Source organism: Agromyces cavernae (genome assembly GCF_021044935.1).
Lineage (GTDB): Bacteria > Actinomycetota > Actinomycetes > Actinomycetales > Microbacteriaceae > Agromyces > Agromyces cavernae.
In genome coordinates, this window is the sequence record NZ_JAJNMP010000003.1 from 839,927 (window position 1) to 858,861 (window position 18,935).

Annotated in this window: 16 protein-coding genes; 6 read left to right on the forward strand and 10 right to left on the reverse strand. The window is 70.6% G+C overall.

Features of this window, described 5'->3' with window-relative positions:
* Positions 1-7: 7 nt before the first annotated feature.
* From LQ757_RS15205 to LQ757_RS15225, 5 genes are all read right to left on the reverse strand, one after another.
* Positions 8-1,354: an FAD-binding oxidoreductase gene (locus LQ757_RS15205; protein ID WP_231048088.1), complete on the reverse strand. Its 1,347-nt coding sequence runs from the start codon at positions 1,352-1,354 to the stop codon at positions 8-10.
* A 92-nt stretch (positions 1,355-1,446) separates the two neighbouring features.
* Entirely contained in the window at positions 1,447-2,430 is a 984-nt protein-coding gene (locus LQ757_RS19465) for a helix-turn-helix transcriptional regulator (RefSeq protein WP_231048089.1), read from the reverse strand.
* Positions 2,367-2,978, reverse strand: a complete 612-nt coding sequence (locus LQ757_RS15215) for a hypothetical protein (RefSeq protein WP_231048090.1) — start codon at positions 2,976-2,978, stop codon at positions 2,367-2,369. Before LQ757_RS15215 ends, LQ757_RS19465 begins: the two co-directional genes overlap by 64 nt.
* Positions 2,979-3,052: 74 nt before the next feature.
* Positions 3,053-7,003, reverse strand: a complete 3,951-nt coding sequence (locus tag LQ757_RS15220) for a metallophosphoesterase (protein WP_231048091.1) — start codon at positions 7,001-7,003, stop codon at positions 3,053-3,055.
* A gap of 267 nt (positions 7,004-7,270) precedes the next feature.
* Positions 7,271-7,786 carry a pyridoxamine 5'-phosphate oxidase family protein gene (locus tag LQ757_RS15225; RefSeq protein WP_231048092.1) on the reverse strand — a complete coding sequence of 172 codons (516 nt, stop codon included), beginning with the start codon at positions 7,784-7,786 and terminating at the stop codon, positions 7,271-7,273.
* Between the two features lie 110 nt (positions 7,787-7,896).
* Here LQ757_RS15225 and LQ757_RS15230 point away from each other — a divergent pair, with 110 nt between their 5' ends.
* Genes LQ757_RS15230 through LQ757_RS15240 form a run of 3 tightly spaced genes read left to right on the forward strand, consistent with a single transcriptional unit; the run spans position 7,897 to position 10,645 of the window.
* Complete coding sequence (locus LQ757_RS15230) at positions 7,897-8,562, forward strand: TetR/AcrR family transcriptional regulator (RefSeq protein WP_231048093.1); 666 nt, start codon at positions 7,897-7,899, stop codon at positions 8,560-8,562.
* A 46-nt stretch (positions 8,563-8,608) separates the two neighbouring features.
* On the forward strand, positions 8,609-9,550 hold the full coding sequence (locus LQ757_RS15235) for a 2-hydroxyacid dehydrogenase (RefSeq protein WP_231048094.1): 942 nt from the start codon (positions 8,609-8,611) through the stop codon (positions 9,548-9,550).
* A 57-nt stretch (positions 9,551-9,607) separates the two neighbouring features.
* Positions 9,608-10,645 (forward strand): NYN domain-containing protein, encoded by a 1,038-nt coding sequence (locus LQ757_RS15240; RefSeq protein ID WP_231048095.1) that lies wholly within the window; start codon positions 9,608-9,610, stop codon positions 10,643-10,645.
* 7 nt (positions 10,646-10,652) lie between these two features.
* Here the strand turns inward: LQ757_RS15240 and LQ757_RS15245 are convergent, their stop codons facing one another.
* The gene (locus LQ757_RS15245) at positions 10,653-11,162 is read right to left on the reverse strand and encodes a DUF1707 SHOCT-like domain-containing protein (protein ID WP_231048096.1); all 510 of its coding nucleotides are present in this window, start codon (positions 11,160-11,162) and stop codon (positions 10,653-10,655) included.
* Positions 11,163-11,298: 136 nt separating this feature from the next.
* Between LQ757_RS15245 and LQ757_RS15250 the strand changes: the two genes are divergently transcribed.
* The 3 genes from LQ757_RS15250 (at position 11,299) to LQ757_RS15260 (ending at position 14,623) form a co-directional block, all read left to right on the forward strand.
* Entirely contained in the window at positions 11,299-12,333 is a 1,035-nt protein-coding gene (locus tag LQ757_RS15250; protein ID WP_231048097.1) for an NAD(P)-dependent alcohol dehydrogenase, read from the forward strand.
* Between the two features lie 113 nt (positions 12,334-12,446).
* Positions 12,447-13,253: a FadR/GntR family transcriptional regulator gene (locus LQ757_RS15255; RefSeq protein WP_231048098.1), complete on the forward strand. Its 807-nt coding sequence runs from the start codon at positions 12,447-12,449 to the stop codon at positions 13,251-13,253.
* The gene (locus tag LQ757_RS15260; protein WP_231048099.1) at positions 13,247-14,623 is read left to right on the forward strand and encodes an alpha-hydroxy acid oxidase; all 1,377 of its coding nucleotides are present in this window, start codon (positions 13,247-13,249) and stop codon (positions 14,621-14,623) included. The genes LQ757_RS15255 and LQ757_RS15260 overlap by 7 nt, the downstream gene beginning before the upstream one ends.
* On the opposite strand, the gene LQ757_RS15265 is transcribed toward LQ757_RS15260, so the two are convergent.
* The 4 genes from LQ757_RS15265 to LQ757_RS15280 all read right to left on the reverse strand — a co-directional run bounded on the left by LQ757_RS15265 (position 14,613) and on the right by LQ757_RS15280 (position 18,911).
* Positions 14,613-15,116 (reverse strand): methyltransferase family protein, encoded by a 504-nt coding sequence (locus tag LQ757_RS15265; protein ID WP_231048100.1) that lies wholly within the window; start codon positions 15,114-15,116, stop codon positions 14,613-14,615. The genes LQ757_RS15260 and LQ757_RS15265 overlap by 11 nt on opposite strands.
* 67 nt (positions 15,117-15,183) lie before the next feature.
* Positions 15,184-15,798 carry a hypothetical protein gene (locus LQ757_RS15270; protein ID WP_231048101.1) on the reverse strand — a complete coding sequence of 205 codons (615 nt, stop codon included), beginning with the start codon at positions 15,796-15,798 and terminating at the stop codon, positions 15,184-15,186.
* A 152-nt stretch (positions 15,799-15,950) separates the two neighbouring features.
* Complete coding sequence (locus LQ757_RS15275; RefSeq protein ID WP_231048102.1) at positions 15,951-17,090, reverse strand: flavin-containing monooxygenase; 1,140 nt, start codon at positions 17,088-17,090, stop codon at positions 15,951-15,953.
* Between the two features lie 186 nt (positions 17,091-17,276).
* Complete coding sequence (locus tag LQ757_RS15280; RefSeq protein ID WP_231048103.1) at positions 17,277-18,911, reverse strand: helix-turn-helix transcriptional regulator; 1,635 nt, start codon at positions 18,909-18,911, stop codon at positions 17,277-17,279.
* Positions 18,912-18,935: the final 24 nt, after the last annotated feature.

The following is an 18,935-nucleotide window of genomic DNA, read 5'->3' on the forward strand; positions in this document are numbered from 1 at the left end:
CGCCCTGCTACGGCGTGATGTTGTGGTTGAGCCGGAAGACGTTGTCGGGGTCGAACGCGCGCTTCACCGCCACGAGGCGGTCCCAGCCGGCGCCGAAGCCGGCGCGGACGCGGTCGTGGCCCTCGTCGCCGATGAAGTTGAGGTAGACGTTTCCGGTCGCCCACGGCTTCATGGCCGCCCTGACCTCGCGCGTCCAGTCGCGGGCGCGGGCGTCGTCGGCCGGGTCCGTCCAGAGCGCGAACGGATGCGCCACCCAAGGCGCGGTGCGCCACGGCACGGGGTAGTCCGTCTCAGCGCGGCCGACCGCACCACCCGCGGGGAAGAGCGCATTCTGCGACGCCGACGGCACGATCATGCCGGCCGAGGCGGCCTGGAACGCCGCGACGGCCGCGTCGGGCATGCTGCCCAGATGCTCGGCCGACCAGTAGTTCCGGTGGCCGGGCGGGTCGTCCAGCGCGCTGTTCAGGTCGGCGTACGGGAGCTCCATGATCGCCTCACCGGCGGGGCCGTGTGCCAGGATCGGCGCGAGGTGAGGCCGAGCCTGTTCCTCGATGCCGATGAAGGTCACCACGATGAGCACGATGAGACTGCCCTGGAGGTGCTCGGGCACGAACTCCTCCTCGGGACCGGTGGCGTACAGCACCCCGCCGCCGAGCTCGTCGGGCCCGTGTGCGATGGCATCCCGGAACGAGCGGATCGCCTGCTCGCCCTGCTCGGGCTCGAAAACGAGCAGCGCGGCCGTCATCGTCGGCACATCGTGCAGCCGGAACGTCAACGACGTTGCGACGCCGAAGTTGCCGCCGCCGCCGTGCAGGGCCCAGAACAGCTCGGGGTGCTCGTCGGCGCTCGCCGTCACGAGGTCGCCGTCCGCGGTGACCAGGTCGACCGACAGCAGGTTGTCGCACGCGAGTCCGAACTTTCGGTCCAGCCATCCGGTACCGCCGCCCAGCGTGAACCCGCCGACACCCGTGGTCGAGACCCTGCCTCCCGTCGTCGCGAGGCCGAACGGCTCGGTCGCCCGGTCGAGATGGCTCATGGTCGCGCCGCCGCCCACGCGGGCGGTCTTCATGTCCGGATCGACGGTGACGGAGTTCATCCGGCGCAGGTCGACGACCATACCGCCCTCGGTCAGCGAATTTCCTGCGACGGAATGGCCGCCTCCCCGGACGGCGATGTCGAGGTCGCGTTCGCGAGCGTGCCGGATCGCTGCCGCCACGTCGATCGGGGTTTCGCACTGCGCGATCACCGAGGGCCGCTTGTCGATCATGCCGTTGAAGACGGCCCGGGCTTCGTCGTACTCGGAATGGGCGGGGGTGATGAACCGCCCCGTCAGCTCGGTGGTGTGGAGTGTCATGCCTGCAACGCTAGGAATCGCGAGGAGCTCGCCACTTCGCACGAACCGGCCATCTTCTCGGGCCGGTCATGGCCCGATCAGGCCAGTCACCCTCAGAGCAGGTCCAGCTCGGCAGCCTTCGCGACCGCAGCAGCGCGAGTGGAGACCTCGAGCTTGGTCATGATGTTGGCGATGTGCCGGTGCACCGTGTGCTCGCTCAGGTGCAGGCGCGCGGCGACCTGGGCGTTGCCCATTCCCTCGGCGACGAGTCGCAGGACGTCGGACTCGCGGGGCGTGATGGCCCGCCCACGAGCGGCGTCCGTGTCCTCGGGCCCGCGCACGATCCGATCGAGCAGCACCCGGGCCTCTGCGGCGCCGTACGCCGCACCGGCCCGCTCGTACTTCACGACGGCGTCCTCAGCAGCCTGACGAGCGGCCTCGACATCCCCGTCGGCGAGCCGCACTGCGGCTTCCGCGTGGAGCACCGCGGCGACGAGGGTGCCCTCCCGCAGGGTCGCCACGGTCTCCCGCATCTCCCGCAGCGGCCCTTCGGCCTCATCGGTGCGGGCGGCCTGCACCAGTGCGCGCACGAGCAGTTCGAGGCCGCGGAAACGTCCGATCCGGTCGTCGGGGTCGTGCTGCCGGAGGTAGCGGTCGGCGGCGCGCCGTGCTTCCTCCGCGTCGCCCTGGTCGAGCGCGATCTCCCCGAGCCCGACGATCGCGAATGCGTCTCCTTCGCCCTTTCCGAACAGCTCGATGGCCTCGGAGACCCGACCCTGGCGACGGCGCAGGTCCCCCAGCCTCACCAGGGGTCCCGCGACGAGGCCCGGTCGCCGAGCGGCGAGGATCTCCGCGGCGGCCAGCAGCTCGTGGTCGGCACGCTCCCAGTCGCCCTGCTCGACCAGCACTCCCGCATACTCGGTGCGGCAGACCTGCTGCAGCGCGTAGTAGCCGACGCTGCCGCAGTGCTCGTCGAGTTTGGCGCACCACTCGCCGGCTCGCGCGACATCCCTCACCTCGTGGCAGGCGGTGATCAGGTAACAGCACGCGTAGCCCGCGTAGGCCGGGTCGGTGATCTCGCCGGTGACCGCGGCCACAGCGGCCGCCTCGAGAAGCCCCATGCCATCCCGCACGTCGCCCCGCATGAGCCGCACCAGTCCCTGCTGGGCGGCGCCATCAGTTCGATGTCTGAGTCGTCGAGCAGGCACCCGATCTCCAGCGCCTCGGCGGGCTTGGCCTGGGCGGTGGCGAGGTCCGCGGCGCTCAGGGCGAAGTCCGCCTCCCAGAGCGCCAGGTGCCCGTGCTCGGCGGCCACCTGGCGGCCCTCGAGGGCACGGCCGGCGAGCTGCAGCCAGCCCCGGGCCACCGACCCCTCGCTCCGGAAGTTGACATGGTCCCATGCCAAGGCGATCGCCACCCGCGCGGTTCCGTAGGGATCCCGGGCGGCGCGGTACTCGCGATAGGCCCGCTCGCGAATCTCGATCGTCGCCACGTGGTCGGTCCAGAAGTATGCCGTCCCGAGCGCCTCGAGCACGGCTGCCGACGGTTCATCGGCAGCGGCCTCCTCGAGCAGCATGGCTGCCCGCTGCCACTCGCGTGCCGCAAGGGCGGCCAGGCCCGCGTCGTACGCGCTCCCGTCGGTCACAGGATCAGGCTAGACGAGAGCCGCCCCGGCCTCGATGAGGCCGGGGCGGCATTCGTGCCAGGCGAACGCGGGTGTCACTCCCCCGACGGCGCCGCCGGCGGCTCGGGCGTGCCCGGCGCATCGGCGGCGGGAGACGTCGGCTCCGGCGCCTCGCTCGGCGCAGGCGTCGGCGACGGGATCTCCGTCGCCTCCGGTTCGTTCCTCGGCGCGACGGTTCCGGTCTTGCCCTGGCCGCCGTTCGTCACGAAGACGCTCGGCAGCGACGGCGTCACGCCGCCGCCGGCCGAGCGTGCGACGACGAACCACGCGTACGTGCTGCCGCGCTTGAGCCCGGTCCAGTCGACCGAGGCGACCTCGCCCGACGCGACCGTCGTCTCGCCGATGACCGCGATCGGGTTGTAGAGCGCGAGCGAGTCGGTCCGGAAGGTCGTCGTGCGCGACGTGATGTCGACCGGCAGCACCATGTTGTCGGCCGCGGGGCCGTAGCGCAGTGCCGGGTCGTACTCGTCCGCCCCGAAGTCATCGAGGAACGGCGAGTAGGTGTCGACGATCATCTCGGCACGGTCCACGTCGAACTGCAGCAGGCGCAGGTAGCTGGCCCCGAATCGCAGGCGATCCATCGGCTGGTACCCGCCGATCTCGCTGAGCCCCAGCTGCTCGGCCGTGATCGTGTACGCCTGGTAGTCCGCGAGGAGCTCGACGACGCCGTGGCCGACCTGGCCGACCTCGGGCTTGACGTTCGTCCCCACGCCATGCACGTGCCCGGCGAGGATGAGGAACACGTTGGGGTTGTCCTCCACGATCGTCTTGTAGAGCATCGAGCCGTCGGGAGCCGCGAAGCCGGCGTTCCGGCCGTCGGTCTGCGTGCTCGCCGCGAGGTAGTCGTGCGAGAGCAGGATGCCGTTGCGATCGGGGAAGCGCTTGTAGATCGCGTCGGCCCACTCGGCCTCTTCTCGGGTGATGCCGTAGGACAGTCCGACCGAGACGAAGTCGAGGCCGCCCGCCGAGAACAGCGTGTAGCTGTTCTGGTTGTCGCCCTCGCGCCACGGCCCGCCGTACTCGGCGTCGGTCCACTGGTCGTCGGCCGCCGCGTAGCGGTCGGGGCCGTAGTACTGGTTGTACAGCGCCTCCGGACCGTCCTCGGTGCCCGAGCGGTTGTCGTGGTTGCCCGCGATGACCTGGTTGGTCACGCCCGCCTCGTCGAGGATCCGCTGCTGGCGCGAGGAGACCTCGAACTCGCCGATGACCTGTTGCATCATCGCCTCGTCGCCGGGCGTGCGGATGTTGTTCTCGATGATGTCGCCGGTGTGCGCGACGTAGGCGATCTTGCGCTCGTCGGCGTTGGCGGCGATCCAGCGGGTGGTGTCGCCGTAGGCCTGCTCCCAGATCGCGCGCTCCGCCGCGGTCTCCTGCTCGACCGCACCCTCGGAGAGGTACTGCGTGTCGGTGAAGTGCGCGATCGAGAAGTCGTACGAGGAGGGATCTGCGAAGCCCTCGGCGCCGGCGTCGAGCTCGTCGGCGAAGGGGTCCTCGCCGGTGATCATCACGTGGACCTGCTGCCCGTCGATGTAGCGCGAGTCGACGATGGCGCTGAGCTCCGTGTCGCCCTCGAGCGTTCCTCGCGAGCTTGCGAGCACCTCCCACACGGACGTCTCGAGGTTCCACGCGCGCAGCGACACGACGCGGGTGGGGTCGATGACGCCCTCCCAGCGCAGCACCGGCTCGGCGACCGCGCCCTTCACCTGCACGTCGAAGCGCTGGTAGGCGACCTCGCGACTCGCAGGAACGTCGAGCGTCGCACCGTCGCCGGGCGCGAGCGCCCGGGTGTCACCGGCGTTGCGCTCGCCCGGTACGCGAAGCGTCGTCAGCACGCCGGTCGACGACCCCTGCCAGCCCTGGTTGGGCGTGAGGATCTCGGCCTGCGTGAACGTCGCCTCCACGTCGCCGCCGTCGGGCTCGCCGACCGTCGCCTCGAGCGTGACCGTGCCCGACACGTCGGTCGTCCCCGAAGCGGGAGCGAGGTCGGCCGGCACGTCGGGGATGCCCGCCGAGGCGAACACGACCTCGCGGGTCGCCCGGTTGCCGAGCGCGTCGGTCGCGGTGACCGCGATCGTGTGCTCGCCAGCGGCGAATCCCGGCCCGACCAGCGCGCCCGGGGCGACCACCTCACCGTCGAGCGCGAATTCGGGTGCGCCCATGAGTCCCGACGCGTCGTCGAGCTCGACGTCGAGTGCGACCGACGACGTGATCGTCGCTCCCGCGACCGGCGTGCTCGAGGTGATCGCGGGGCCCGTGTTGTCGGTGAGCAGCTGCCGGGTCGCGGTCTCGCCCGTGGTCGACGTCGCGGCGACGACGTGCGTGCCGTCGGCGATCGCCGTGGTGTCGAGTTCGGTCCGGAGGCCCTGCGCGGTGGCGCCCTCGACGACGAAGTGCAGGTCGATCTCGGTGAACGAGTTGATGTTCGAGCCGCAGGTGCCGTCGCACATCGCGTACGAGGTCTTGAGTCGCTGACCCGTCGCCGTGCCCGATGCGGGCGTGAGCGCGACGTTCGAGATCGCGAAGTCATCGCGGTTGCATCCGGTCGCGGTGGTGCCGGTGACGACCTCGACCGTGTTCCAGCCGGGCAGCAGCCACTCGTTCGGGATCACGACGTTCGCGCGCTCGCTGACGTAGACGCCGCCCAGGACGTGACGGATGCCGTTCACGACGAGTTCGTTCTCGAAGGCCGGATCGATCGAGTTCGAGCCGACGTCGAAGCTGAAGGTCGCCTCGCCCGCGCCGAGCGTCTGCAGCACGGAGACCGCCGGTGCATCGATCGTCCACTGCGTCTCGGCCGTCGGGAGCGCCGTCGTCGCCGAGCCGCACGAGCCGTCGCCCATCGAGTACGCGGCCGCGACGTCCTGGCCTGCCGCGGTGCCCTCGTCGATGGCGAGGCCGAGGTTCGAGATCGTGAAGTCGTCGAGGTTCGCACCGCAGCTCGAGCTGATGTCGCCCGCGACGACCACGATCTCGTTGTCGCCGGCCACCAGGTAGCGGTTCGGGATCGGAACCTCGACACGGGTGCTCACGAAGTCGCCGAGGATGTCGACCTTGTGGCCGTTGACGAGCAGGTGGTTCTGGTAGCGGTGCTCGATCGAGTTCGATCCCACATCGAAGCTGAACACCGACGAGCCCGTGCCGAGACTCGCGGCGGCGGGCGGAGCGGCGCCGTCGACGGTGAGGGCGGCGACGCCGCCGGCCTCACCGGCGGGCTGCGATGCCGAGACGTACTGGATTCCGCGAACGAGGGTGCCGTCGACAGGTGCGACGAGCGGGGCCCCGACGGGCGCATTGTTCACGGCGACGGCGTGGGTGACGTTGCCGCCGGCCACGGTGGTCGCGACGATCTCGTGCGGGCCGTTCGCGAGCGTCGTCGTGTCGACCTCGGCCGCGAGGCCGGCCGAGGCGAGGGGGTCGCCGAGCACGAAGAACGAGAGGGCGGCCTCCGTGATGTCGTTCGGCTGCGTGCCGCAGTCGCCGTCGCCGAAGTTGTAGCTGAACGGGTTGTCTTCACCGTCGGCGACCTCGCCGAGCAGTTCGAGGCTCACGTCGGTGAGCACGAAGTCGTCGTAGTTCACGCCGCACGCCGCGTCCGCGGTGCCCGCGAAGATCTCGACGATGTTCTCGCCCGTGACGAGCCATTCGTTCGGAACCTCGAGGTCGACCCGCTCGGAGACCCAGGTGCGATCCTGGTCGATTCGATGTCCGTTGACGACGATCCAGTTATGGAACGAGACCGCGGCTGAGTTGCTGCCGATGTCGAAGCGCAGGTGCGAAACGCCGGGTGTCGTCGTCGCGCCGATCGACTCGCCGTCGATCTCGAGGCTCGCGACCGGGTCGCCCGCCGTCGTCGCGTCGGCGGCGACCGTCACGCTGCCTTCGAGCCAGGCGCCGTCCTCGGGAGTCAGCGTGGGAGCGCTCGCCGGCGTGGTCGGCGTCGGCTTCGCCATCGGAAGCGGTGCAGCGGATGCCGCGGGCGCGGCCATCCCCGCTGCGAGCAGCGCTCCCGCGACCGACGCAACGACGGCACCGACCCATCCTCTCCGTCGCGTCGCCCCGCCGGAAACGGGGATCCTCGTGCTCGGCCGCATCTGCGCCGTCCTTCCTCGTCGTCGATGAGCGCGCCGTTCGCCGGCCGGAGCCGGGGCGTGCCACGCGCCCACTGTGGTCGGGCCGGGTGAACAGTGAGCAAGGACGGAGCGAAGGACTGGCGACGGATTGGGATCGCACGGCACGCGACCGGCGGATGCCGCTCAGGCAGGCAAGGCTGCAGGCATCGGCTCGAGAACGGCCGCCGGCACCCGACCGCGCGCCAGCTCGGTGTCGCGCATGCCGAGCAGCGAGACCCCGATGCCGTAGGTCACGAAGTCGCCGACCGGGCGCACGCCGATGGCGATGAGCGCGCCGCGCTCGCCGCCGTCGGTCACCTCGAGCCCGTGCAACAGGGCATGCTTGGCGTCGTCGGGCAGGTCGGCTGCCGGCATGACCTCTGCCTCGCCCCTGAACGTGATCGTGGCTGCGGGTACCTTGACCCACGGCACGAACGGCACGCGCTTCGCGATCGGCACGGTCACCGACACGGCCGGGTTGGCCGCGATGTGGCGCGCCTTCCATTCGCGGTCGTTGGTCGTGAACCAGAGGCGCCCGCCGTCGACATGGTGCATGACGCCCGCGGTGCGCGCCTCCCCCTTCGCCGACACCATGCCGACGACCATGAAGTTCGCGCTGCGGATCGCGTTCCAGACTGTTTCGCTCGTGAGATCGACCATGTTGCACCTCCGGGAGACTACGGCTTTACAATGTAAAGGCTTTACGATGTAAAGCAGGATACGAAGACGGACTTGACGTTGTCAAGTGCCCAGGACGGATCGGGGCCGAAATGACCGAGCGCATGACCGCGGCTGCGTCCGCGACGACGGCATCGGCCGCATCGGCAGCCGCCTCAACCGACCCAGCGGCCCCGACCGGCGCCCCCGGCCGCGCCGCCCTGCTGCGCGCCATCGAGGAGCTCGCGCGCGAGCAGGGCGTTGCGAACGTTGGGTTGCGCGAGGTCGCCCGTCGCGCCGGCCTCTCGCACGCCGCACCGACGCACTTCTTCGGCTCGCGCGAGGGCATGATCCGCGCACTCGCGCTCGAGGGGCTCGCGATGCTCGACGACGAGCTCTGCACGGCGCAGGAGCGCGCGGCCCATCTCCCCGGTCGTGAGCGGCTCGTCGCCGACTCGCTCGAGTTCGTCGGCTACGCGCTGCGGCATCCCGCGCACTACGACGCGATGTTCCGAACGCCGTCATCGGCGCAGGGCGACCCCGCCCTCGACGCGGCGAGGCTGGCGGCGCTCGACGGCCTTCGGGCGCTGGTCATCGACGTGCACGACCGGGGCGAGATCACCGGTGACGTCGAGACGACGTTCCTGCAGCTCTGCGCGATGAGCCACGGCATCGCCTCGCTCGCCGTCGACGGCCTGCTCCACGACTTCGGCGGCCTCGCCCGGGTCGACGACGTCGCCGAGCGCATCATCCGCGCCCAGGTCGAGCAACTGCCGTGACGCGCGCGGGCGACGCGCGCAGCATCCGCTCTGCGAGGATCGAGGGATGACCGACCCGCTCATCGTGTCCCTGCCCGGCGCCGCCCTGCGCGACGCGTTGCTCGCGACAGGGCCGCTGCCCGAGAACGTCGAACTCATCGAGTGGAAGCTCGACGGCCCACCGCCGACCGCGTCCGGTCAGCGCATCGACATCGTCGTGCCGCCCTACATGGGCGCGTCCGACCGCCTCGGCGTGCTCGCCGGGGTGCCGGTGCGGCTCGTGCAGTCGCAGTCGATCGGCTACGACGACGTGCCCGCCGCGCTGCCGGCGGGGCACGCGTACGCGAACGCCGCGAGCGTGCACGAGACCTCGACCGCCGAACTCGCCCTGGCACTGGTGCTCGCCGCGCAGCGCGGTATCCCCGATTTCGTCCGCGCGGCGAGCGAGGGCCGGTGGGCTCCCGCGCGTCACGCGAGCCTCGCCGACCGGCGCGTGCTGCTGCTCGGTTACGGCGGAGTCGGCCGCGCGATCGAGGACCGGCTCGCGCCGTTCGAAGTCGACCTGGTGCGCGTCGCGACCCGTGCCCGCGACGACGAAACCGGGCGCATCCACGGCATCGACGAGCTCGACGACCTGCTGCCCACCGCCGAGATCGTCATCGTCGGCGTACCGCTCACCCCCGAGACGACAGGCCTCGTCGACGACAAGTTCCTCTCCGCGCTGCCCGACGGCGCGCTCGTCGTGAACATCGCCCGCGGCAAGGTGGCCGACACCGCGGCGGTGCTCGACCACGCGACGCGCGGCCGGCTGCGGTACGCGACCGATGTCACCGATCCTGAACCCCTGCCCACGGGGCATCCGCTCTTCGCCCTGCCCAACGTGCTCATCTCACCGCACGTCGGCGGCGCCTCGACGGCGATGATGCCGCGGATGGCGCGGCTGCTCCGCGACCAGATCGAGCGGATGTCGCGTGGCGAGGAACCCCGCAACGTGGTGCTGCGCACCTGAGGGCCGTTCGGATCGCAGCGATAGCATCGAGGGGACGCCAACCAACGGAAGGTCGACATGCCCGCTACGGCAGAACCCCGGGTCGCGCTCTACTTCGACTTCGACAACATCGTGATCTCGCGCTACGACCAGTTGCACGGCGACAGCTCGTACCGCAAGGACACCTCGCGCACAAAGGCGCCCGCCGCCGGCACGAAGACCGCCGAGCGGCTCGCGGAGGCCACGGTCGACATCGATGCGGTGCTCGACTTCGCCGCGACGTTCGGCACCATCGCGATCGCACGTGCCTACGCCGACTGGTCGACACCGGTCAACGCGAGCTACCGCGGCCAGCTCATCGACCGAGCGGTCGACCTGGTGCAGCTGTTCCCCCTCTCGGCGACCAAGAACGGTGCCGACATCCGGCTCTCCGTCGACGCGGTGGAAGACATGTTCCGCATCGACGACCTCTCGCACATCGTGATCGTCGCCGGCGACTCCGACTACGTCGCGCTCGCGCAGAAGGCCAGGCGCCTCGGCCGGTACGTCGTCGGCATCGGCGTCGCAGGCGGAACGAGCCGGGCGCTCACGGCGGCCTGCGACGAGTACGCCGACTACGACGCCCTGCTCTCGACCGATGCGGCTGTCGCGGCCGACGAAGCCGCGAACGAGCCCGCTGCGGCACCGGCACCCGAGGCGGCGAGGGGCCGCAGAAGCGCACGCGGTGCGAAGGCGAAGGCCACGGATGTCGCTGCCGACGCCGTGGCTGAAGGCACAGCCGGGTCGACCGAGCCCGACGCCGCCCCCGCGAAGGCGGCGAAACGCACTCCCGCGCCGGTCGTGTTCTCCGACGGTTCGGATGTCGCGCCCGTCTCGGGCAACCGCAACCCGAGTCGCCTGCTGCTCAAGGCCCTCGAACTGCTGCGCGCGAAGAACGACGAGGAGTGGCAGCCGAGCGGCGCAGTGAAGAACCAGATGCTGCGCATGGATCCGTCGTTCCAGGAACGTCGGTTGGGCTTCGGATCCTTCACAGACTTCGTGAAGTCGCGCGGCGGCGTCGTCGAGCTCGACGAGTCGGGCATGAATCGCATCCGCGTTCGCCCGAGCAAGGGCTGACGACGATTCAGCGTCGCGAGCGCCCCTCGGATCCGGGCCCGTAGATCACGATGCCGACGATCGGGACCAGGAGGAACCAGAGCCACGACCACGCGAAGCTGCCGAGGAACCCGAACAGGAAGAACAACCCGACCGCGATGAAGGGCGTCAGCGCCATGATCGTGGCGCCGACACGACCGCCGAGGGCTCGAGAGCCGCGTGAACGCTCGTCACCTCGAGGCAATGTGCCGGTGTAGCCGAGCGGTGGCACGTCGTCGGCACGCCACGCACCGGGAGCCGGTGGGGCGGGCGGGCGCGGCGGCTGTCGCCCCTCCGTCACCGGATCGGGCAGGTCGGCGAACAACGGGACGAGGTCGCCCCGGGTCACCGCGGCTCGAGCCGCCGCGGCTCGATCCGCGTACTCGGCCGGCGTGATCCGGCCGTCGGTCTGCGCGGCGGCGAGGTGGCCGACGGCCTCATCGCGTTCCGCGTCGCTCAGTCGCTGCCCGGGACGATCGGGGTTCGTGTATCCACTCACGCCCCCAGAGTGCCCGACATGCGACGGTTCCGATACCCCAGGGTCGGTGGTGACATCCGGATGGCCGCGGGTGGAGACTGGCAGCGGCGGGGATTCGCTCCGGGCACGACAGCGCAGGATCGAGGAGGATCGGACGATGAAGGCACTGCAATATCGGCAGATCGGGGCCGAGCCCGAGGTCGTCGAGATCGAGAAGCCGGAACCTGGTCCGGGGCAGGTGCGGCTCAAGGTGACCGCCGCGGGCGCGTGCCACTCCGACAGCTTCATCATGGGCCTCACCGAGGAGCAGTACATCTACGGCCTGCCGCTCACGCTCGGGCATGAGGGCGTCGGCGTCGTCGACAAGCTCGGCGACGGCGTGACCGGCCTCGAGGTGGGCGAATCCGTCGCCGTCTACGGCCCTCAGGGCTGCGGACGCTGCTACGCCTGCGCCCAGGGCAAGGAGAACTACTGCGAGCGGGCCGCCGAGCTCGGCATCGCCCCGCCCGGGCTCGGAGCCCCCGGCTCGATGGCCGAGTACATGCTCGTACCGAACGCACGTCACCTGCTGCCGATCGGCGATCTCGACCCGGTCGCCAACGTGGCCCTGACCGATGCCGGCCTCACTCCCTACCACGCCATCAAGCTGTCGCTGCCGAAGCTCGTGCCCGGCTCGACCGCCGTGGTCATCGGCGCGGGCGGGCTCGGGCACGTCGCCATCCAGATCCTGCGGGCGCTCACGCCCGCAACGGTCGTCGCGCTCGACGTGAGCGTCGACAAGCTGAAGCTCGCGACCGAGGTCGGAGCACACCACGTGTTCCCGTCGGACGCCGAGGCCGCCGACCGCGTGAGGGAACTCACCGGCGGCAAGGGTGCGACGGCCGTCTTCGACTTCGTCGGCATCCAGCCGACACTCGACTCCGGCCACGCGATGATCGCCGTCGAAGGGGACCAGGTGCTCATCGGAGTCGGAGCGGGCATCCTGCCGAGCGGCGTGCTCGCCGGGCCCTACGACTCGGCGGTGCGAGCGCCGTACTGGGGCTCCCGTTCCGAGCTGTTCGAGGTCTTCGACCTGGCGCGCGCCGGCCTCGTGAACGTGGAGACCGAGGTCTTCTCGCTCGACGACGCACCAGAGGCGTACCGTCGCCTGCACGACGGAACCCTCCGCGGTCGGGCCGTCATCGTCCCGTAGCGCGTCATCGCCGCGCCGGATGCGCACCGGTGCAGGACGTCATGCCCCGACATGTGGTCTGACCACATCTGCTACTGTGGTCAGACCACACGAAAGCAGCGGGGGTGAACGGCATGGCAGACGACACGACGGCACTCGGTGCCGCTCCTGGCGAGACATCCGACGCCCCGCGCGCCTGGCGCACCGTGCTCGATCACGTCGAGACGCAGCTCCTGGCCGGCGCGCTGCGCCCCGGCGACCGCCTGCCCGGCGAGCGCGCACTCTCGACCGAGCTCGGCGTGGGTCGCTCGAGCGTACGCGAAGCGCTGCGCGTGCTCGAGGTGCTCGGCCTCATCCGCACGCAGGCCGGGTCGGGCCCGAACGCCGGCGCGATCATCATCGCAACCCCGAGTGGCGGCATGAGTGCCCTGATGCGGCTGCAGGTCGCCGCCAGCGGCTTCCCCGTCGCCGACATCGTGCGCACGCGACTCATCCTCGAGACCGCGGTCGCCGCCGACCTCGCCGACGCGACGCCGCAGCCCGACCTCGCCACCTCCAACGCCCTGCTCGACGCGATGGACTCCCCCGACCTCACACCCGCCGAGTTCCTCGCGCTCGACGCCGCCTTCCACCTGGCCCTCGCCGAGGCATCCGGAAACCAGGTCATCGCGGCGACGATGGCCGGCCTGCGCAGCGGCATCGAAGGCTACGCACGTGCGGGCCTCGACCGCCTCGACGACTGGCACGAGACATCCGCTCGCCTGCGTCGCGAGCATCGCGGCGTCGTCGACGCGATTCGAGCAGCGGATGCCCCGGCCGCCCGCACCCGCATCCACGAACACATCTCGCGGTACTACGCCGAGACGTTCATCGACCCGACCCCGACCCCCGACGACCCCGACCGACGACCCGCCGACAGAGAGCACTCAGCACCATGGTGAAGCGCCAATTCCCGAACCCCCGCGACCTCGCGGAGCTCATGAAGTTCAAGAAGCCGACCCTCAACGCGACCGACCGGCGGCTCGAGAAGGCGCTCACGATCGCCGACCTTCGCGCGATCGCGAAGCGCCGCACGCCGAAGGCTCCGTTCGACTACACCGAGGGCGCCGCCGAGGGCGAACTGTCGCTCGCGCGGGCGCGTCAGGCCTTCCAGGACGTCGAGTTCCACCCGTCGATCCTGCGCAACGTGCCCGTCGTCGACACGTCGCGCGAGGTGCTCGGCGGCACGAGCGCGCTGCCGTTCGGCATCGCCCCGACCGGCTTCACGCGCCTGATGCAGACCGAGGGCGAGATTGCCGGCGCCGCCGCAGCAGGGGCGGCGGGCATCCCGTTCACCCTGTCGACTCTCGGCACGACTTCGATCGAAGACGTGAAGGCCGCGAACCCCGACGGCCGCAACTGGTTCCAGCTCTACGTCATGCGCGACCGCGAGATCTCGTACGAGCTCGTGCGACGCGCGGCCGCAGCCGGCTTCGACACGCTCTTCTTCACGGTCGACACGCCCGTGGCCGGCGCACGGCTGCGCGACAAGCGCAACGGCTTCTCGATCCCGCCGCAGCTCACGCCCGGCACGGTCATCAACGCGATCCCCCGGCCGGCGTGGTGGATCAACTTCCTCACGACCCCGGCTCTCGAGTTCGCCTCGCTCTCGTCGACCGGTGGCACGGTCGGCGAGTTGCTCGACAGCGCGATGGACCCGACGATCTCGTTCGACGACCTCGACATCATCCGCGAGATGTGGCCGGGCAAGATCGTGGTCAAGGGTGTGCAGACCGTCGCCGATGCGAAGCTGCTCGCCGATCGCGGCGTCGACGGCATCGTGCTCTCGAACCACGGTGGGCGCCAGCTCGACCGCGCGCCGATCCCGTTCCACCTGCTGCCGAGCGTCGTGCGCGAGGTCGGCAGCGACCTGGAGGTGCACGTCGACACGGGCATCATGAACGGTGCCGACATCGTGGCCTCGGTCGCGCTCGGCGCGCGCTTCACGCTCATCGGCCGCGCCTACCTCTACGGGCTCATGGCCGGCGGGCGCCGCGGGGTCGACAAGACGATCTCGATCCTGCGCACAGAGATCGAGCGCACCATGAAGCTGCTCGAGGTGGCGACGCTCGCCGAGCTCGGTCCGCAGCACGTCACTCAACTGGCGCGGCTGCAGCCGATCTCGCGATCGGTGACGGATGCCGCGGAGCAGGCGACCGCGTCGAAGCCGAAGACCGTTCGTTCCCCGCGTTCGGCCGCGGCTGCGTCGAAGCCAGCGGCGTCGAAGCCGGCCGCGGCGAAGCCCGCCTCGCGGAGCACCGTCACGAAGTAGGTCGTTGCGACGGGCGCCGAGGTAGCCCGAGGTAGCGCGGCACGCGCCTCCGGTACCGTGCGAACTCGTGCGGGAATTGCCGCTCGAGCGTGTGTTCCTCGTGGAGCACCCCCACGTGCTCCACGAGCGTCGCCATGGGAATCGTCGCAGCAACCCAGGCGGAGCCGAACAGCAGGCCGATGCCGAGGTGGATGAACCACCATCCGACGTACATCGGGTGCCGGCTCAGGGCGTACGGGCCTGTCGTCACGAGCGATTCCGGCTGTTCGAGCTCGAACCGGCCGGAGGTCCGGCGTCGCCGCTCGACCAGCGCCCACACGTTGAGAGCGCACCCTGCGCCGAGCGCTACGGCACCCGTTGCCGCATGGAGGGCACGTGAACCGGGGAACAGTGCCGGGCGCACACGACCGAGCCCGACCGCAGTCGCAACGCCCAGGATCTGTCCCGCCGGAAGCGGAAGGTTCTCGTACAACCCGATCAGACGCGATGTCATCCGTATCGCCTTCCGCGAAGAGCGCGCGACGCGCCGGGCAGCACGCCGAGCTGAGACGCCCGCGCCCTCAGCCCGCGACGCGGGTATCCGCGCGCGCGGCCGCGGGGGCCGCGGCATCCGCTGCGGCACGCTCCGCGCTCACGAATCGCTCCGCGATCGAGACGGCCGCCGTGAGCAACGCGACGAGTCGATCGTCGGCGTCGCCGACGCATGCCTGCGAGATCCCGTGGACCGCACCCGTCACGACTTCTCGGCTCTGCCGCACGCTCATTCCGGCGCGGTGCATCGGGCCGATCTGGTCGATGAACCGGGCGGCCCAGGCGTCTGCGCCGGGAGCGGCGCGAAGGGCTGAGCGCGCCGACTCGATCGCTTCCGCGGCGAGCACGTCACGGTGTTCCGCGAGGAAGACGATGGCGACATGCAGCGCGACGGCCTGTGAGCGCTGGCGCTCTTCGGCGGCGACGGGCAATGCATCGTGTGCAGCCCGCACGGCGAGCAGGACGTCGAGCAACGGGTCGTCGCTCGTCAGGCCGATGACCCTCGGGATGAGTGGCGTGAGCTGGGCACGGCCGGCATCGCTCGTACGGTCGTTCACCAGCCGGGCGAGCAATGCGAGCGTGCCCTGCGTGCATGCGGGGTGGTCGCTCCAGCGTTCGCCCGCGAGGTACGACGCGAACTCCATGAAGCACGCCCCGCGCCGTGGCGAGCGATGTCTGCCGGGAGACAGGATCGGCATGACATCCGGGTGAACCATTGCATCGCGCATGAGGACCTCCCTCGCTCATTCCACTCTGCGCTCGCCGCGGCCGGGATTCAAGAGCGGGCCGCCGAATGTCACCGAGTCGAAGTGGCGTGGACGCTCCCCGCGATCCGAGCAGCGGCCGCGAACCTCGGCCGGGGCATCCGCTTCGCGAGGTAGCGCGCGTCGCGCCCGACTCCGGGAAGCGTCGCTGAGAAGAGGGCGTAGAGGAACTCGAGGCCGAGGAAGAACAACCCCGGAACGGCCTCCACGACTCCGCGGTGGTGCATCGGCTCGCCGTCGTCGCCGAAGGCCGGCAGGTCGATCCATTCGAAGTCGTTCCGGTACCCCGTGCACCAGATGATGCTCGAGACCTCGCAGGTCGTGCCATCGGCGAAGGCCGGACGTCCGTGGTGCACGCCGGTGACTCGCGGGACCACTCGAACGCCCGCGGCGACGAGGTCGGCGACCTTGGTGCGCAGGAGCGGCGCGGCGGTGAGCTTTGCGGCGGCATTGCGGCCGATCGGGTTCCGCATCGTCAGGACGTGAAGCCCGACGAAGCGGATCACCGGGTAGACGAACCGTGCATCGGTGCGGTTCGGGCGCACCGGGGGCTGGGCGCTCGGCGTACCGGCGATCAGGGTCTCGTGCGACGGGGCGATGTCCCGGGCGATCTCCGCGCCGGAATTGCCCACCCCGACGACGAGCACCGGTCCTGCGGGCAGCTGAGCCGGGTTGCGGTAGTCGCTCGAATGCAATTGGACGATGCCGTCGCCGAGCCGTTCGGCGAGGTCCGGCACCTTGGGCGCCTGGCACCCGCCTGTTGCGACGACGACGTTGTGCGATTCCCAGCTGCGACTGCCGGCGGTTGCGACGAACCGGTCGCCATCGCGGCGCAGGCCGTCGACGTGCACGCCACTGCGGACGGGGAGCCCGTGCATCGCGGCGTAGTCCTCGAGGTATGCGGCGATCTCGTCCTTGGTCGGAAAGGTGAGCGGGTCACCGGGGAACGGCGCACCCGGCAGCCCATCGAAGCGAGCCGGCGTATTCGCGCGCAGCGAGTCCCAGCGCTCCCGCCAGGCATCGCCGACCCGGTGCGCGGCGTCGAGGATGACGAAGTCGCGCCCTTGGCGCGCCAGTTCGGAGCCGATGGCGAGCCCTGCCTGCCCGCCGCCGATGACGACGGTGTCGACGAACTCGGTGTTGTCGTTGCTGTCGGTGCTGTCGGTGAACATTTCGGGCCTCCGTCACGCGATGGTGTGGGTGATACGGATGACCGTAGGAACCGGGGCCGACGACCGCATCGGACGAATTCCCCATCCTGCGCGGGATGCGCATCGGGGCGGACTCCGACACTGATGCCAATGTGGCATCAGTGTCGGAGTCGGCCAGCGCCGACCTCGAGAAGGCTCCGCCCGGGCCTAGACGATCGCGTGCTCGTACGCGTACGCCGTCAGCGCCGCACGCGAGGCCAGCCCGAGCTTGACGAACACGTTGCTGAGGTGATGTGCGACGGTCTTCTCGCTGAGGTAGAGCTCGCTCGCGATGGCGCGATTCGTCTTGCCGGCGGCGACCAGCCGCACCACCTCGACCTCGCGTGCGGTCAGCGGACCGAAGGCGGCATGCGCGATCGAGCGCGCGAGCGCATCGAGCCGAGCGAGGTCGGGTGCCGCTCCGAGCTCCGCGAACGCGGTGCGCGCGGCGTCGAATTCCATCGCAGCGGATGCCTCGTCACCGAGTGCGCGACACGCCAGGGCCGCGAGCACCCGACAGCGGGCTGCCTCGTAGGGGACGTCGAGTTCGTGCCAGGTCGCCCACGCCCGGCGCAGCCGCTCGAGCGCCTCGCGGGCCGCGCCCTCCTCGAGCAGCACCGCCCCTTCGGCGCCGTCGACGACCGCTCGCAGCATGGGCTTCGGGGCGCTCGGCGTCATCGCGATCAACTCATCGACTGATCGGCGGGCCGAAGCGATGTCGTGCATGGCGAGTTCGGTCTCGATCAATGCAGGCAGCAGCCGCCGACGATTGGCGACATCAGCGCTCGCCATCGCCTCATGGAGGGTCGATTGCGCCGATCTCGCCCGACCCTGCGCCAGCCGAAGCAGTGCGAGTCCCGGCTCGGGCGGGTACCCCGTCTCGCTCGCATGGCGGTACGACTCCTCGGCGGCCTCGACCTCACCGCGCAGACGCTGGATCTCGCCCTGCTCGTACCAGGCTCCATAGGCCGCGTCGCGGTCGCCTCGACGCAGACGTGCCAACGCCGCGGTCGCAGCCCTGGCCGCCTCCTGCCACGCACCGTGCAGGCGAAAGAGTGCCGCGCGTTGCGCCTGGCACTGTCCGCTGAACGCGACCATGTCGGGTTGGGCGCTGCACCAGCGATCGAACGCGACCGTCCATTCCCGAGCCCGCGCGAAGTCGAACGCGATCTGGCACATCCCGATCACCTCGCAGTAGGCGATTCCCGATGGCACGGGCGAGAGCTCACCGGCGGTGACCGCCACCATCACCTCGTCGAAGAGCGTGAACCCCGCATCCGAGTCGCCCTGCGCGATCTCGACCTGGCCGATCCCCATTCGCGCGAGTGCGATCGCGTCATGGTCGTCGAATCGTTCGGCGAGCTCGAGCGCCTGCGAGAGGATCTCCAGGGCGCTCGACGGATCTCCCCCGTACAGTGCACCGAGCGCCTGGGGAATCAGCAGCAGTCCACCGACCGACTCGGCATCGCCGCCCGACGCGACGATACGCTGCGCTCGCGCGATCCACCCGCCGGCTCGCGCGATCTCATGCTCATCCATGAGGTGCATGCCGATCCACACGGCGGTGCGTGCCGCTCCCGCGTCATCGCCCGCCCGCAGGTACGCCTCATGCGCCCGTGTCGCCGTGTCGATACCCGATTCGTCGCCGATGAGGATCGCCGCGGTGGCGAGCCGGTCGAGCAGGTCGGCGCCGAACTCGGCGTCGGCTTCGGCGTCGGCTTCGGTCAGCGCGTCGAACGCCTCGCGCCAACGCTGTCGGGCGAAGGCCTCGAGTCCGTGTTCGAGTACGTCATCGGACGTCATCGCGCCCTTCCGTGGCGGGCGCAC

Bases quoted from the DNA above. Each gene is read 5' to 3' on its own strand.
- LQ757_RS15205 (WP_231048088.1), bottom strand. From the start codon at position 1,354: ATGACACTCCACACCACCGAGCTGACGGGGCGGTTCATCACCCCCGCC.
- LQ757_RS15220 (WP_231048091.1), bottom strand. From the start codon at position 7,003: ATGGCCGCGCCCGCGGCATCCGCTGCACCGCTTCCGATGGCGAAGCCG.
- LQ757_RS15225 (WP_231048092.1), bottom strand. From the start codon at position 7,786: ATGGTCGATCTCACGAGCGAAACAGTCTGGAACGCGATCCGCAGCGCG.
- LQ757_RS15230 (WP_231048093.1), top strand. From the start codon at position 7,897: ATGACCGAGCGCATGACCGCGGCTGCGTCCGCGACGACGGCATCGGCC.
- LQ757_RS15235 (WP_231048094.1), top strand. From the start codon at position 8,609: ATGACCGACCCGCTCATCGTGTCCCTGCCCGGCGCCGCCCTGCGCGAC.
- LQ757_RS15240 (WP_231048095.1), top strand. From the start codon at position 9,608: ATGCCCGCTACGGCAGAACCCCGGGTCGCGCTCTACTTCGACTTCGAC.
- LQ757_RS15250 (WP_231048097.1), top strand. From the start codon at position 11,299: ATGAAGGCACTGCAATATCGGCAGATCGGGGCCGAGCCCGAGGTCGTC.
- LQ757_RS15255 (WP_231048098.1), top strand. From the start codon at position 12,447: ATGGCAGACGACACGACGGCACTCGGTGCCGCTCCTGGCGAGACATCC.
- LQ757_RS15260 (WP_231048099.1), top strand. From the start codon at position 13,247: ATGGTGAAGCGCCAATTCCCGAACCCCCGCGACCTCGCGGAGCTCATG.
- LQ757_RS15265 (WP_231048100.1), bottom strand. From the start codon at position 15,116: ATGACATCGCGTCTGATCGGGTTGTACGAGAACCTTCCGCTTCCGGCG.
- LQ757_RS15270 (WP_231048101.1), bottom strand. From the start codon at position 15,798: ATGGAGTTCGCGTCGTACCTCGCGGGCGAACGCTGGAGCGACCACCCC.
- LQ757_RS15275 (WP_231048102.1), bottom strand. From the start codon at position 17,090: ATGTTCACCGACAGCACCGACAGCAACGACAACACCGAGTTCGTCGAC.
- LQ757_RS15280 (WP_231048103.1), bottom strand. From the start codon at position 18,911: ATGACGTCCGATGACGTACTCGAACACGGACTCGAGGCCTTCGCCCGA.